At 33.4% G+C, this 13,871-nt stretch carries 16 protein-coding genes and 1 other annotated feature; all 16 genes read right to left on the reverse strand.

Features of this window, described 5'->3' with window-relative positions:
• Positions 1 to 7 precede the first annotated feature (7 nt).
• The 16 genes from obgE to DES33_RS01480 all read right to left on the reverse strand — a co-directional run bounded on the left by obgE (position 8) and on the right by DES33_RS01480 (position 13,729).
• A complete protein-coding gene (gene obgE, locus DES33_RS01405; protein WP_094205327.1) occupies positions 8 to 1,273 on the reverse strand; it encodes a GTPase ObgE in 1,266 nt (421 codons plus the stop codon).
• A 126-nt stretch (positions 1,274 to 1,399) separates the two neighbouring features.
• Entirely contained in the window at positions 1,400 to 1,687 is a 288-nt protein-coding gene (gene rpmA / locus DES33_RS01410; RefSeq protein WP_002835526.1) for a 50S ribosomal protein L27, read from the reverse strand.
• Entirely contained in the window at positions 1,687 to 2,028 is a 342-nt protein-coding gene (locus tag DES33_RS01415) for a ribosomal-processing cysteine protease Prp (protein WP_094205326.1), read from the reverse strand. Before DES33_RS01415 ends, rpmA begins: the two co-directional genes overlap by 1 nt.
• Positions 2,028 to 2,336, reverse strand: a complete 309-nt coding sequence (gene rplU / locus DES33_RS01420; protein WP_094208313.1) for a 50S ribosomal protein L21 — start codon at positions 2,334 to 2,336, stop codon at positions 2,028 to 2,030. The genes DES33_RS01415 and rplU overlap by 1 nt, the downstream gene beginning before the upstream one ends.
• Positions 2,337 to 2,348: 12 nt before the next feature.
• Positions 2,349 to 2,421, reverse strand: a sequence feature (ribosomal protein L21 leader region).
• A gap of 20 nt (positions 2,422 to 2,441) precedes the next feature.
• Entirely contained in the window at positions 2,442 to 3,446 is a 1,005-nt protein-coding gene (locus DES33_RS01425; protein ID WP_110057897.1) for a ribonuclease E/G, read from the reverse strand.
• A complete protein-coding gene (locus tag DES33_RS01430) occupies positions 3,443 to 4,039 on the reverse strand; it encodes a P-loop NTPase family protein (protein WP_110057919.1) in 597 nt (198 codons plus the stop codon). The genes DES33_RS01425 and DES33_RS01430 overlap by 4 nt, the downstream gene beginning before the upstream one ends.
• Positions 4,020 to 7,346, reverse strand: a complete 3,327-nt coding sequence (locus tag DES33_RS01435; protein WP_110057898.1) for a penicillin-binding transpeptidase domain-containing protein — start codon at positions 7,344 to 7,346, stop codon at positions 4,020 to 4,022. The genes DES33_RS01430 and DES33_RS01435 overlap by 20 nt, the downstream gene beginning before the upstream one ends.
• Positions 7,347 to 7,354: 8 nt before the next feature.
• Positions 7,355 to 7,846, reverse strand: a complete 492-nt coding sequence (mreD, locus tag DES33_RS01440; protein WP_094224404.1) for a rod shape-determining protein MreD — start codon at positions 7,844 to 7,846, stop codon at positions 7,355 to 7,357.
• The gene (gene mreC, locus DES33_RS01445; protein WP_110057899.1) at positions 7,847 to 8,701 is read right to left on the reverse strand and encodes a rod shape-determining protein MreC; all 855 of its coding nucleotides are present in this window, start codon (positions 8,699 to 8,701) and stop codon (positions 7,847 to 7,849) included.
• Complete coding sequence (locus tag DES33_RS01450) at positions 8,702 to 9,697, reverse strand: rod shape-determining protein (protein WP_110057900.1); 996 nt, start codon at positions 9,695 to 9,697, stop codon at positions 8,702 to 8,704. It abuts the gene before it with no gap.
• Positions 9,698 to 10,369, reverse strand: a complete 672-nt coding sequence (gene radC, locus DES33_RS01455; RefSeq protein WP_002838846.1) for a RadC family protein — start codon at positions 10,367 to 10,369, stop codon at positions 9,698 to 9,700.
• Between the two features lie 2 nt (positions 10,370 to 10,371).
• A complete protein-coding gene (locus DES33_RS01460; RefSeq protein WP_002835538.1) occupies positions 10,372 to 10,884 on the reverse strand; it encodes a Gx transporter family protein in 513 nt (170 codons plus the stop codon).
• Positions 10,884 to 11,261, reverse strand: a complete 378-nt coding sequence (locus DES33_RS01465) for a NusG domain II-containing protein (RefSeq protein ID WP_094224399.1) — start codon at positions 11,259 to 11,261, stop codon at positions 10,884 to 10,886. Before DES33_RS01465 ends, DES33_RS01460 begins: the two co-directional genes overlap by 1 nt.
• 161 nt (positions 11,262 to 11,422) lie before the next feature.
• A complete protein-coding gene (pcp, locus tag DES33_RS01470; RefSeq protein WP_094206821.1) occupies positions 11,423 to 12,064 on the reverse strand; it encodes a pyroglutamyl-peptidase I in 642 nt (213 codons plus the stop codon).
• A gap of 11 nt (positions 12,065 to 12,075) precedes the next feature.
• Positions 12,076 to 13,062, reverse strand: a complete 987-nt coding sequence (locus DES33_RS01475; RefSeq protein ID WP_110057901.1) for a 5-oxoproline transporter, DUF979 family subunit — start codon at positions 13,060 to 13,062, stop codon at positions 12,076 to 12,078.
• Entirely contained in the window at positions 13,055 to 13,729 is a 675-nt protein-coding gene (locus DES33_RS01480; protein ID WP_002838831.1) for a DUF969 domain-containing protein, read from the reverse strand. The genes DES33_RS01475 and DES33_RS01480 overlap by 8 nt, the downstream gene beginning before the upstream one ends.
• Positions 13,730 to 13,871: the final 142 nt, after the last annotated feature.

The raw sequence follows: 13,871 nt of genomic DNA on the forward strand, positions 1-13,871 counted from the left end.
TTATCTCCTATTCGTAAAAATCAAATTCTACATCACCGATAACTACGTTATCTCCATCTTGAATTCCAAGATCTTTTAATTGTTGGATAACTCCCTTGTCTTCGAGAACTTTTTGCAAGTGGTTAACAGATTCGTACACTTCAAAGTTTGTTCTGTAAATCAAGTTTTCAATCAACGGACCTTCGACAATGTAGTTTTCGTTTTCTTTTCTAACTTTGAAATCAGGTTCCTTTTCCTCTTCAAAGTAAACGTATTGTTCATCCAATGTAGAATAATCATCTTCTATGCTATCCAAAGTATCTGCAATCAAATACATAAGTTTGTCCACATTTTCAGTTGTAGCAGCACTTATCTCTACGATTTCATCAACTTTGTCAGAATATTTTTCTCTGAATTCTTTTATATTATCTTCTGCTCCTAGGTCAGTTTTATTCAAAACCACAAGCATTTTTTTATCATTCAATTTGATATTGTATGAAGCCAATTCGCTATTGATAAGTTCAAAATCTTCGATTGGATTTCTACCTTCACTTCCAGAAATATCCAACACGTGAACTAAAATTTTAGTTCTTTCAATATGTTTCAAGAAATCATGACCAAGTCCCAATCCTTCACTTGCTCCTTCAATTAATCCAGGAATATCTGCAAGTACAAAACTTTTCTCTCCTACTTTGCACACTCCAAGATTTGGTTCAAGCGTTGTAAAGTGATAATTTGCAATTTTTGGTCTTGCGTTTGACATTATCGACAAAAGTGTAGATTTCCCAACATTAGGAAGACCGATTAAACCAACATCCGCTAATAGTTTTAATTCTAACTTAATTGTTTTTTCTTCTCCTTTTGTTCCAGGCTCTGCAAATCTTGGCGCTTGTCTTATAGATGATTTAAAATGAACATTTCCTTTTCCGCCTTTGCCGCCTTTGCAAATTACAAATTCTTCCTTATCGTGTTTTACATCGTAGATAACCGTATTTGTATCGTAATCTTTAACCAAAGTCCCAACTGGAACTTTAAGAATTAAATCTTCGCCTTTTTTACCAAATTGTTTTTTATTTCTGCCGTCGCCGCCACTTTCAGCTTTGTAAATTGATTTGTAACTATAATCCATCAAAGTTTTAATGTCTTTGTCGCCGACAATTATAATACTACCGCCATCTCCGCCGTCGCCACCTGCAGGGCCTCCTGATGGTTCGTATTTTTCTCTTCTAAATGCAACAGAACCGTCTCCACCTTTTCCAGCTTTTAGTTCTATCTTCGCTACATCTATAAACATTTTTCACCTCTTTATTAATGCTCACTATACTTGTAAGTTTACATTATTTTCCACTAAAAAAGCAACACCTTACGATTATAAAAAGGAAATCCAATTTATAATCATAACAAAGGTGTTGCTAAAAAATTAAGCTTCTTTTGGATATACAGAAACTTGCTTTCTGTTTTTACCAATTCTTTCGAACTTAACTACTCCGTCAATTTTAGTGAAAAGTGTATCGTCTCCACCCTTTCCAACGTTGTTGCCTGGATGTATTTTTGTTCCTCTTTGTCTAACTAATATGTTACCAGCTAGAACGTATTGGCCGTCACCTTTTTTAGTTCCTAATCTTTTGGATTCGGAATCACGACCGTTCTTAGTAGAACTTACTCCCTTTTTACTAGAGAATAATTGTAAATCTAATTTTATCATCATTACACCTCCCGATAGTTAATTTTCAAGTGTTTTATATTTTCGTTTCGTATTGATTCCAGGGCGAATACCAATGATTTCATCAAAATATCCACCTGAATCATTTCAGTCTCATTTAGTAAGTCATAGTTTATTTCGAAGAAAGCATCTCCGCTTTCAAAATGAAATTTCAACTTATCAGAGTCAAGCTTAAGTATTTCAGTAAATGTGTTGACAGTATTAATCAGATAAACACTGATAGCACTGCAGACCACATCATTTCCATAGGATCCATGATCAGCATGACCAGTTGATTTGACTTTTACAAATTTTTCGTCTTTTCTAAAAATATCGACAGTTACCATTAAGCATCAATTTTTTCGATTTTAACTAATGTATATGGTTGTCTGTGACCTTTTTTCTTTCTGTAGTTTTTCTTAGCTTTGAATTTGAAAATAACAATTTTCTTGTCTTTCTTTTGATCCAAAACTTCAGCTGAAACCTTAGCTCCTTCTACTACAGGGCTTCCAACTTTAACATCGTCTCCAGCTACCATTAATACTTGATCAAATTCGATTTTATCGCCTGCTTCAGCTTCGATTTTTTCAACTTTAATGACATCTCCTTCAGAAACTTTGTATTGTTTTCCACCAGTTTTAATAATTGCGAACATTTAGTGCACCTCCTCATTTTTAAGACTCGCCAAATCTAGGTACTTTTGAAGTTTAAAAACCCGATTCGAGCGGTTACACACCAAATAATTGTACAGTAATTTCATTTATTTGTCAAGTTTTACTGTGAATTCTAATAGATTTAAATTGCTAAATCCATGAAAATTTATATTCGGTTCACAAAATTCATTTTCAATAAAATCTGATAACTTTTTGTTGTCACCTTCACGGACACAATCAACAATAACCATTCCCACCATTTTCTTCAAATAAATCATCTGATGAATTTTCTTCAAAGCTTTTGTGTTTAGTTTGTGAAAATAATCCTCACTCATTATCATTTGAGAAGAATTCACATCCACAACCCACATCGCCTCAGTTTTTTGAATGACAATTTCTGCGTTATTGTCCAGTTTTATTATTTCTGAATTTTTATCTATTATATCACGACTTATCAAATTATCATAGTTATAATCGTAATTTTCATCAAATTTTACATTTAGAATCCCCTTGTACTGTCTGTAAACTATTCTGTCATTAGTTATCAAATAATCCACATCTTCTTCTTGAATTATTTTATCCACTGGATTTTTCTTGTACAAAAGTTTTGGAATCGGAAGGAATTTCTTCTCTGTTTCAATGTAGTGTAATTTGTTTACAATGAATTTCATTTCTTTTTCTTGTTGTGACTTTTCTTGTTTGAAGAAATCTTCTCCCACAATTCCTGTAAATGTGTATTTTTGCTTGAAACCATCGATATTTTTGTATTTTTGTTTGCCTTCAAATGTTAATTTGTCGCCGTTTGTGTATTTCAAATTTTCTGTTTCAATCGTAATTTTGGTTGTGAATTTGGGGTATTTATCACCAATTGATTCTTTTGTCATCTGAACTATTATTTCGTCAGATGGTTTCAAATTTTTGGTGAACTTTGTATTATTCAAAAATCCTGTTTTCTTTTTGTCGTATTCTATAAAAAACGCGTCGAGTTTTTTATCATATTTTGTGATTTTGGCTACATAGATGTTTCCAAGTTCACTGTCGTAATCTCCCAATAATTTAAGCTCATCATCATAATATCCCCAAGTGTTTTTGTCTATGAATAGATATTTCATCTTTTGAAAATCCTATCGAAAAATCCGATTTTCGCTTCTTTGTCTTGTTTGTAATTTTGGATAATTTCAGTTAGTTTTTCATCGACATTTTCAGAATAGGAATTAATTTTCTTCTCGTATTCTTTTGTGAACTCTAATTTTCCAATGTATCTGTAATCAGATTTTCTTTTAGATGATGAATCCGTAATTTGATACAATTTTTTTGCGTGAGATTTTTCTTCATTTCCCCACATTATTTCTTCATCAAATTCTATTCCAATATCTTCAGTGAATATTACAATGTCAAACTCATTTAATTTATCCAATAAATTTTGGTAATCATCAATTGTAGCAGAATATTTGTCGGGTTTTATGGTTGAAGGTATAATGTATCTATCTTCTTTGATTTTTATCATGGATTTCTTGTAATCGACAACCTGACTCAACACATCTAGTGTGTCATAAACGCAGTAATCCTCCACCCCTAATGCGTATTCTATTTCTCTTGATTTTTCAGAATTTACTATTAAAATTTTTCCGTCTAATAAATTACAAAGGCTTTGTATCAACAAAGCCTTTTTTTGTAATTGTGAATTAACGAGTACTGTTTTCATACATATCATTCTCACTCTCAGTATTTTCTTGTTTTTCGTCTTTTTCTTTTTTTAATTTCAACGCTTCTGCCATTATATCTCTTGTCATTGGCCCATTATTCGTGCTCGTTCCACCTTGCATAATAACTGTTACCACTGCAACTTTAGGATTTTCAACTGGAGCAAATCCAATCATCCATGCGTGGTTATCATAAGTCTCTCCAGTTACTGGATTAACCCCAACTTGGGCTGTTCCTGTCTTAACTCCCGCAGAAACTGGGAAGTTTTTAAAAGTATTTTTTTCGTAGCCTTCAGTCGTAGCCAAGTGAAGTCCTTTTCTGATATATTCCAAATTTTCGTAATTTTTCAATTTGATTCTTTCACTTTTCTTTTCGTTTTTAAATAGCGATGTGGAATTGTCATTGGATTTTACTTCATTTACAAGCGATAACTTGTTCAAGTATCCATTATTTGCAAATGCAGAAATATATCTTGCCATTTGAAGTGGCGTGTATGCGTTCTGTCCTTGACCGATAACTACGTTCAACATATCACCGATATTCCACTTTGATTGGCTCAAATAATCGAATTTGATTTTATCGGCGAACGAATTTCTCTCTCCGTCCAATTTCTTTTCTGCATCAAATCCCAAACTATCCAATGTATTTATAATATTGCTTCTCGTTTGAAGATTTTTATCATCTGCTAATAGTACTATTTTATCGATTTTGGATTTCATTTCCTTTGGAGTAAATACTTCTCCTTCTTTTACATATTTTTCCGCATTTTTTTCCAAAAATCTTCTGAATATTGCTTTGAAGTTATTTTCTTTTATTTGTGGGTCTGGAACTGTTCCAGAATTTTCTGCTGGAATATTGATATCTATTCCAGTTTTACTGCCTAGTCCAAGTTTTCTTGCAGTAGACACTAATTCGTCAACACTTAATTGGTACCCCAAATCTCTGGAACGTCTTTGATCCTTTCCAAGTGCTAGAGAATAATAATAGTAGTTACAACTGTCCCTTAGTGCTTTCATCACATTGTCGCTACCGTGAGTTCCTTTGTGTTCATTCCATATCCAACAACCGAATATAGAACCGCCGACATCTACGTATCCTCCGCATTTTATTTCATGATAAGGATCAAATCCACCCTCTAATGCTGCAAGAGAAGTATTAAGTTTGAAAATAGAACCTGGTTGCATCGCAGCTTGCATTGGAATGTTATACAAAGGTCTTGGGGATATTGGATCTTTTGGATCTTCTGCTTGTAAACTTTCCCAATCAGTTTGTGAAATCCCAGTTGAAAACAAATTTGGATTATAAGATGGGAATGAAGCCATTGCAAGTATTTCTCCAGTTTCAACATCTACTGCAACTGCTGCACCACTTTTTGCATTTTTATATCCAGCTAAAGTTTTGTCGCCCCATTCGGATACATAAGTTCCTCCAGAGCTTACGGCTTTTATAGATTTTTTCAAAGATTCTTCGGCAACTCTTTGAACATTAGTGTCAATACTCAAATACACATTGTCGCCAGGAATTGCTTTTTTCTCAGACAAAGTTTCAGTTCTATTTCCTTTGCTGTCGACCATAACTCTCAAAGATCCGTCTTGTCCTTTTAATGCATCTTCCTTGCTTTCTTCAATTCCAGTTTTACCAATCAAAGCATCCTTGCTGTAGCCTTTTTGTTTTACGTATTCTTCAATTTCTTTCTCAGTAGAAATCTTTCCGATATATCCCAACACGTGACTTAGTTCTTCACCATTAGGATAATATCTAACTGACCTTGTCGCTACCTCTATTCCTTGGTTTTTTCCAAATCTTTCCTCGATGCTACTCACGGATTCTTCCCTTAAATTGTAGCTTAGAGCGATTGGCTCATAACCTTTTTGTCCTTTGTTTTTTAATTGATTGTAAATACTTACGATGTTGTAGGCATCGTATTTTGAATATTTTTCGCATTTATTTTTCTTCAAAATTTCTTCATACAAAAGCTTAACATCAGAATTTATTTCCTTGTCGTAACTCTTGTAGAAATCTTCCATATTTTTTTCGTAAATGTATTTCCAATCATTAACACTAATCGAAGGATTGATGTTGTTTTCAGTGTTTACCGATTGAGCAATAAGTTTTATATCATCGTCTGTGATGAACTTATACGCCAAATTATTTGAATTCAATAAATCTGCAACGTGTTTGTATGGATCTGTAGACTTTTTACTTTCTGTGACAAACTTAGCCTTAACTTTTGGATTTTGCTTGTCTTTTTCATCCAAGCTAAACTCTACATTTGTTTGTATTCCGTTTTTCTTGAGTAAGTTTAGGGCTTTTTCCAACACGATAGTTTTCTTGTCATCTTCTACATCTACTTTTTTCAAAAGCTCAACTATAGTATTGTCTTTTACAATATTTACAAAATCGTCAGCAGCTTCTGTTTTAAAATCAATTTTGTTGGACAACTTCATCATTTCAACTTTCTTCTCCAAAAGTTTTTGGTTGTCTTTGAGTTCCATATCTTTCAGAACGATATTATCTTGAAGATTTTCCTTTTCCAATTCCTTGTAAACCATCGACCTAATGACGCTGTCGTTCAAAAGTTTTCTGATAATTGATTTGTCTTTTTGAATTATCGTAGCAATCGCAGAATTAACATCTGAAGTTTCCTTTAGTCCGTGTTTTTTTAGTAACTTCACGGTTTCTTTGTCATTTGTATCGAACTTTGTATTATCTTTACGATCCAATTTCAAAGTCAAACCTTTTGAACGAAGTGCATTCAAGCAATAATCCAAGACTGTTTTCTTATAAATTCCTTGATTAGTTTCTTGTGTGTAAGTCTTATCGATCAGATTTGCCATTATGTTTTTATCCATGACAATTGATGCCACTTTATCAAGCGGTGATTTATCTTCTTTCAAATAATCGTCCGTATTTCTGTAAGTAAAAGCGTTAAGTGCGATTGGAAAATCTTCGGTGTTCATCGAACCATCTTTTTCCAAAATTCTCGATAAATTCAACAATGCGTCATTACTATCGTCAAGCTTCATTTGTTTGATTTGATCTTTGTACAAATTAGCAACATATACATTTTTCGTCGTAGCTAACAATTCTCCGTTTCTGTCGTAAATATTTCCCCTAGGAGCAGGGATTTTGACTTCACGAAGTCTATTATTCTTGGCAATATCCCTGTAGTAGTTTCCTTTAATCAATGTCAAATGCATCAATTTCAAAGTAAGTACGGTCATCATTATCGCCAATATCACAATAATTATCGTAAATCTATCGTATTTTTCAAGTTTTTTAAAAAATTTATTGTCAAATTTCTTCATTTTGTACCTCAAATAAACTTAAATTTTGGAAATTTAAATATCTTTTTGAACAATTTAAACAAAACATAATACAATAGAACATTTAAAATCATTTCGATTAAAATCGGTCCTTTTAAATAAGCTTTATTGAATCCATTTCCTGTAATATAGAGTACAAAATAATGAACGAGAGTGTAGTACAAAGTCACAAAAAACGTAAGTATCATACCACTTCTTGGATCTTCTTTGTTAATTCCTGCTTCGCTATTTCCAATTAAAAATCCTGATGTAAAATAAATCAACGCTCTTACTCCAATAACTGGACTGAATATCGCATCCTCAATTAGCCCAATTACCATACCGTTTAACGAGCCTGTATACGCACCAAACCCAATGGACAATAACACTACTATCGGTATGGAAATATTCGTGTACACATTGAACACTGAAATTCTGGAAAGAAGTGTCGCTTGGATTATGATGTCCAACAAAACTATCAAAAATATTTTTAATTTGTTCATCTAATTCACTCCTTGTCCATCAACTATAAGAACGCGGTACATATTGTTGAAGTTGATTTGGGATTTACATTTGACAATTTTGGTGAAATTATCCTTTGTCTTGATAACCTCTGTTACTTCACCGATTTTGATATCTCTCGGATACACTCCTCCAAGTCCCGATGTTGTGATAATATCTCCAACTTTTACATCAGCATTAGAATCGTACATATATCCTTTTAAAATATCTTTTTCTTTTTCATTCAAAATCCCAACATCTTCGCTCTTTGCTAGTCTAAACCCTACGTTGTTTCCACTATTCATAATAGTGTCCACTTTGCTATGGTTAAGTCCAACCTCCGTTACAACTCCAACTAAACCTTTTTCGATTCCATCATTTGAAGACACAGCCTCTATCACGATGTCACCTTTTTTGATTTTATCCATTGAGCCTTTATCTATACTAAATCTAGTAAAAATATTCCCAGGATCTTTTCCTGTTATGAAAGCTTTTGTTTTTATAGTCCTATCCTTACTCAAAAGTTCGTATTCTTCTTGCAAATATCTCTTGTCACTTATAACTTTGTTCAAATTATCTACGTTTTTTCGTAGTTTTGCGTTTTCTACCGTTAATCTTTGATTATCTTCACGCATTTTTTTAGTTCCAAAAACATAATGAACTGATTCCTTGAATTTGGAGCCTATCACATAAAACATTTTGTTAACAGGAGTAATCACTGTTCCTATCGCGTTTTCCCCAATAGACATGTAAGTTTTATTATTGTTTGATATTGTAATAGTCAATATGAGAAACAAAGTCACCGCAAAGAAGAACACTCTTTTTCTAAGCTTATTATTATATCCAAACTTAGCCAATTATTTGTCTCCCTTCTTTAAGAATTTGCCAATACCAATTCCCGTGCAATCCATCGGACTGTCCACTTTCAACACTTTAATTCCCAAAACATTTGTGATGTATTCATGAATGTAGTCGATAAGACTCACTCCACCTACAATGTAGATTCCTTCTGCAATAATGTCGTTTGCAATATCCGGTGGAGTTTTCTCCAAAACTTTTCTCAAAGCTTCGATGCACATATCTGCTATTGGCACAATCGCAGGTGTAATATCCTTCGCTCTAATCTCAACAGATTTTGGCATCGTGGATATCACATCAGTTCCCCCGACAATCATCGTGTTGTTTTCCCTGTCAGAATTCAATGTCGCAATCTTAAACTTAATCGCTTCTGCTGTTGAAATACCGATGTTAACTCCAAATTTTTTCTTCAAAATTTGTTTTATTTCTTGGTCAATATCTTCTCCACCGCTCTTGATGCAGTAGCTTGTAACAATTCCACCCAAACTAATCACAGAAGCTTCGATTGTACCTGCGCCTATGTTTAAAACAATGTGTCCCGTTGGTTCATCTACATCGACACCCAATCCTTTAAGAGAAGCGATGTTTTCTTCAACCAATTTTACACTTCTCGCTCCAGAATTTAGCGCCAAATCTTCCACGCTTCTTCTCTCAACATCCGTCAAAGATGCAGACACCGATACACACACTTCTGGTTGAAAAACCGAAAAATTTGGTCTCGCTTTTTTAATAAAATACGAAAGCATACTAACAGTCGATTCAAAATCAGCTATAACGCCGTTTTCAATTGGACTTATCGCCACGATATTGTCAGGGGTTTTTCCAATCATACTTTTCGCTTCAGTTCCCACTGCGACAATATCGTAATTATTTATATCTATAACTACAACGCTAGGTTCGTTGATTATTATTTTCCCATTTTCATCGGAAATAATGGAATTAGAAGTTCCCAAATCAATTCCCAAACCCTCTTGTTGAAATTTAAATAATTTCATTTAAAAATACATTCCTTTCCTCATACTCAGACTATCGTTTGAGCTAACGATAATATGATCTAACACTTGTATTCCTACCAAATCTCCCACTTTATCCAACCTTTTTGTGACCTCGATGTCCGCATTTGATGGAATAAGAGAACCTGAAGGATGATTATGTACTAAAATAATCGAATTCGCTCCCTTCTTAATAGCAGATTTGAAAACTTCTCTAGGATGAACGATAGATTGATTGATAGTACCTTTGCTGATAAGTTCTTTGGAAATAATTCTATTTTTTGTATCGAGAAGTAGTGCATAGAAGTTTTCCACATCGCAACTCCCAATCTCATTACAAAAAATCTCTGCAACGCTATCTGGATCATTCAGACTGAAACTATCCATCGCTTTTCTCAAGGCAAGTCTTCTTCCTATTTCAATTCCAGCTAAGATTGATGTAGCCTTTGCCATCCCAATTCCCTTTATTTTCATTAATTCCTCAACGCACAAATCCTTATAATCATTTTCGTTAATGTAATCGATGACTCTTTTGGATAGAATTTCCACTCCCTCTTCTTTTATTCCAGTCTTCAAGATGATTTGCATCAATTCTTCATCGCTCATTGAAGAAATACCATTGATTTTCATTTTTTCTCTGGGTCTTAGGGACTCATTCATTTCCTTAACTCTCATTGTTATCTCCTATTATTAAACAAATAATTTTTTTGTTTAGAAAGTGCATTTGTTAGGTAATTTGAAGTAAGTCCCACAAAAACACCCGTAAATATACTCAAAAACACCAAAATTGGCAAATAAACCAAAATTCTAAGATTGTTCAGCATAATTGCACACACCAAAACTTGCGATAAGTTGTGGGTAAAAGCTCCAAACAAGCTAACGCCAATCAACGAAAAATATTTTCTCAAATATTTGTTGACCAAATACATCACAACAAGTGAGCTTACAGCTCCAGCCAATGAATAGAAAAAGCTTATAACAGCCCCTGTGATTAGCATTAGTAAAAATGATTTTAAGATTCCTATTACAAGAGAATCCCTAAAACCAAAAACAATTAAGCATGTTAGTATTACAATGTTGCTAAGCCCAAGTTTTGCACCAGGCATTACGATTGGAAGTGGAATCATTGACTCAATCAAGCTTACTACCAATGCAACTGCCGTTAAAATAGGAATATGTAATCTTTTCATCAATAATTCACCACATCAATATCATCTTTGTTTTGTTTGTTAGCCTTAATTTCTACAACTAATTTGTTCGGCAAACAAACAATAACATCCCCTGGTTTATCTATCTTTCCTTTTAGCATACACAACTTGTCCGGACAATCAGATTCAGTAACTGCAACACTGTATCCATTAATATGAACAACGTTGTGACCGTATTTATTATCGATTTTATAATCATAATGATCGATTGGAAGTGTAATTTGTTTAATTTCTTTTCCATTCACTTGAATTGAAACGTATTTGTCTTGTGAATTTACGTTATTAATATTTAAAATCACAAACAATACAGCTGAAAAACACAACAAAAATCCAATCAAAATTTTATCATATTTAGTCATTAAATTCTCCTTTAAACTACCTTATAGTTTATCATTTTATCGTGTATCTTTTCAAGATTAAACAAAAATGAAAATTCGTTTGCAAATAAAAAGAACTTCGAAACTCAAATGCTTCGAAGTTCTTAAATCAAAATTTTTATGATTTTAAATCATATTTTATTTTAATGAGTTTTTCCACCTGTAACTTTGATGTCTTCATCATTGTCTATTACAGCTTCAATTGCTTTTTCCAATGCTTTTGCAATTGTATCCAAGTTCATTGAAGCAGTGTGTGGTTTATCTAAAACTTGTTCTGGTAAGAATGGAATGTGAATAAATCCAGTTCTCATATTAGGATATTCAGTAGCTCTTACATGAGCCATTCCGTATGCAACATGGTTACATATGAATGTTCCTGCAGTGTTTGATACAGATGCTGGAATGTTTGCAGATTTAATGTTTTCAACCATTGCTTTGATTGGAAGAGTCAACAAATATGCATCAGGGCCATCTTCGGCGATTTTTTCGTCGATTGGTTGGTTTCCTTCGTTATCTTTAATTCTACAATCGTCAACGTTGATTGCAACTCTCTCTACAGTGATGTCTTCACGTCCACCAGCTTGTCCGACTGATATTACAACATCTGGTTTAACTTCTTTTATCTTTTCTTTTAATTTATCTACACTTTTCCCAATAACTGTAGGAATTTCTATTTTGATTATTTCATTTCCTTTAATTGAATCAGGTAACAGCTTAACTGATTCAATTGCAGGGTTGATTTTTTCTCCGCCAAATGGATCAAATCCAGAAACTAAAATTTTCATAAATTTACCTCCTAAAATGCTAATATCATTAATAATACAACATGAACAACTATTAGAGCTAAAGCAACTGGAAGTTGCGCTTTAATAACTCCGTTTTTATCTTTCATCTCTAAGATTGCAGCTGGCACTATGTTAAAGTTTGCCGCCATTGGTGTAATCAAAGTTCCGCAATATCCAGCAGTCATACCAAGTGATGCTACAACAGCAGGATTTGCTCCTTTTGCCATCAATAATGGAACACCAATTCCTAGAGTAATAACAGTAAATGCAGCGAATGCATTACCCATTATCATCGTAAATACAACCATTCCAACAATATATGCAACAGCTGCTGCAAATACTCCCGCATCGCCTACAATTCCAGCAGCCAAGCTACCTATTAGCTTTCCTACCCCTGCAGATGCAAATATAACTCCCAAACCACCTAATAATTGTGGTAGTAATGATGAAGATCCAACTTGCATCAGCATTTTTGTAGTGTCTTCTGCAGTTTCTTTTGCTTTTGGTTTTGCGATAATAATCGCAATAATCAAAGCCAATATTGATGAAATAGTAAGAACTTGTGCAGCTGACAATGAGAATATTCCATCAGTGTTTTTCAAAGGAATCTTAAAAGATTTCAATTGCGATAAAAGCATCGCACTAATTCCCATTACTAAAGCTGGAATAAAAATCTTTCCTCCAACTTTTTCAGCATTTTTCATTCTTTCTTCTTCTGTTAGTTCTTTAAATTCTGCTGGCTTGATTTGGTTAGCAATTGATAATACTCCCAATAATAAAAGTATAACACCTACAATTATTCCACCAGATTCTACATTTCTTACCAAGAATCCTCCACCAGCAAACAATACTCCAAGTAATATCCAAAAAAGCATTGTACCAATCTTTGCTTCTTTGTTGAATCTTGCACGAATACCAGTCATTATGCAGATAATTCCACATAAGATGTATGCTATCTCATCAAGAGCTATTTTATTATCTACAAAAAAATCAAGCATTTTTCATATCCTTTCTAAGTTTCATTTCAAAAACAGCACATTGTATAAGTGCAATAATCAACATACTAACACCAGCAAATATAGACCATTTTGCTATTTCCGCCGTATCCAATGGGAATCCTGCATCTTTTAAAGTAGTTTGCATTAAAAGTACACCAGATGCCAATGGAAATATATTTTGTCCGTAGAAGTTACCATAGTTTTCTACAGCAGCAGCAAGACCTTTTAATTCATCAAGTCTTACTTCTGTCAAATCAACTTTCTTTCTTGCAGCACCTTCTGCCATTGGTAAAATCAATGGACGTATAAATTGAACGTGTCCACCAAGTCTTAAAGAAAAAGCAGCTGCTATCCATCTAATGAATAAGTAAATCCATAAAACTGAAGCTGCGCTAGCCATTTTAAATTTCGATATAAAATCTCTAGCCTTTTCCTTTAGTCCGTATCGTTCCATAATCGCGATAACAGGGAATGAAATCAAGAACAAACTCATCAGTCTATTATTAACAAATCCCTCTCCCATAATTTTCAAAGTGCCCGTTAATCCAAGACCTCCCGCAAGACCTGTAACAAGACCTGCCAAGAGAACTATTCCCAAAACATCTAGTTTTAGTGCGAATCCAACGACAATAATTAATATTCCTATGAAAACTAAATATTCTCCCATATTGCTCTCCTTAATTTTTATTAGCCAAACAAAATTTGACTTCTTAAAATTATACCCGATACTTTTTTATTTTAAACTTTTAATTACATTATGTTTTCAATTTTGATGTTGTGTTATCTTTGTTTGTTAAATTCAAGATAAT

Origin of the sequence: Finegoldia magna, assembly GCF_003182075.1 — a bacterium.
Classification (GTDB): domain Bacteria; phylum Bacillota; class Clostridia; order Tissierellales; family Peptoniphilaceae; genus Finegoldia; species Finegoldia magna.

What these genes read in the sequence shown, in the direction of transcription:
- obgE (WP_094205327.1), bottom strand. Translation starts at nt 1,273, where the DNA reads ATGTTTATAGATGTAGCGAAGATAGAACTAAAAGCTGGAAAAGGTGGA.
- rpmA (WP_002835526.1), bottom strand. Translation starts at nt 1,687, where the DNA reads ATGATGATAAAATTAGATTTACAATTATTCTCTAGTAAAAAGGGAGTA.
- DES33_RS01415 (WP_094205326.1), bottom strand. Translation starts at nt 2,028, where the DNA reads ATGGTAACTGTCGATATTTTTAGAAAAGACGAAAAATTTGTAAAAGTC.
- rplU (WP_094208313.1), bottom strand. Translation starts at nt 2,336, where the DNA reads ATGTTCGCAATTATTAAAACTGGTGGAAAACAATACAAAGTTTCTGAA.
- DES33_RS01425 (WP_110057897.1), bottom strand. Translation starts at nt 3,446, where the DNA reads ATGAAATATCTATTCATAGACAAAAACACTTGGGGATATTATGATGAT.
- DES33_RS01430 (WP_110057919.1), bottom strand. Translation starts at nt 4,039, where the DNA reads ATGAAAACAGTACTCGTTAATTCACAATTACAAAAAAAGGCTTTGTTG.
- DES33_RS01435 (WP_110057898.1), bottom strand. Translation starts at nt 7,346, where the DNA reads ATGAAGAAATTTGACAATAAATTTTTTAAAAAACTTGAAAAATACGAT.
- mreD (WP_094224404.1), bottom strand. Translation starts at nt 7,846, where the DNA reads ATGAACAAATTAAAAATATTTTTGATAGTTTTGTTGGACATCATAATC.
- DES33_RS01450 (WP_110057900.1), bottom strand. Translation starts at nt 9,697, where the DNA reads ATGAAATTATTTAAATTTCAACAAGAGGGTTTGGGAATTGATTTGGGA.
- radC (WP_002838846.1), bottom strand. Translation starts at nt 10,369, where the DNA reads ATGAGAGTTAAGGAAATGAATGAGTCCCTAAGACCCAGAGAAAAAATG.
- DES33_RS01460 (WP_002835538.1), bottom strand. Translation starts at nt 10,884, where the DNA reads ATGAAAAGATTACATATTCCTATTTTAACGGCAGTTGCATTGGTAGTA.
- DES33_RS01465 (WP_094224399.1), bottom strand. Translation starts at nt 11,261, where the DNA reads ATGACTAAATATGATAAAATTTTGATTGGATTTTTGTTGTGTTTTTCA.
- pcp (WP_094206821.1), bottom strand. Translation starts at nt 12,064, where the DNA reads ATGAAAATTTTAGTTTCTGGATTTGATCCATTTGGCGGAGAAAAAATC.
- DES33_RS01475 (WP_110057901.1), bottom strand. Translation starts at nt 13,062, where the DNA reads ATGCTTGATTTTTTTGTAGATAATAAAATAGCTCTTGATGAGATAGCA.
- DES33_RS01480 (WP_002838831.1), bottom strand. Translation starts at nt 13,729, where the DNA reads ATGGGAGAATATTTAGTTTTCATAGGAATATTAATTATTGTCGTTGGA.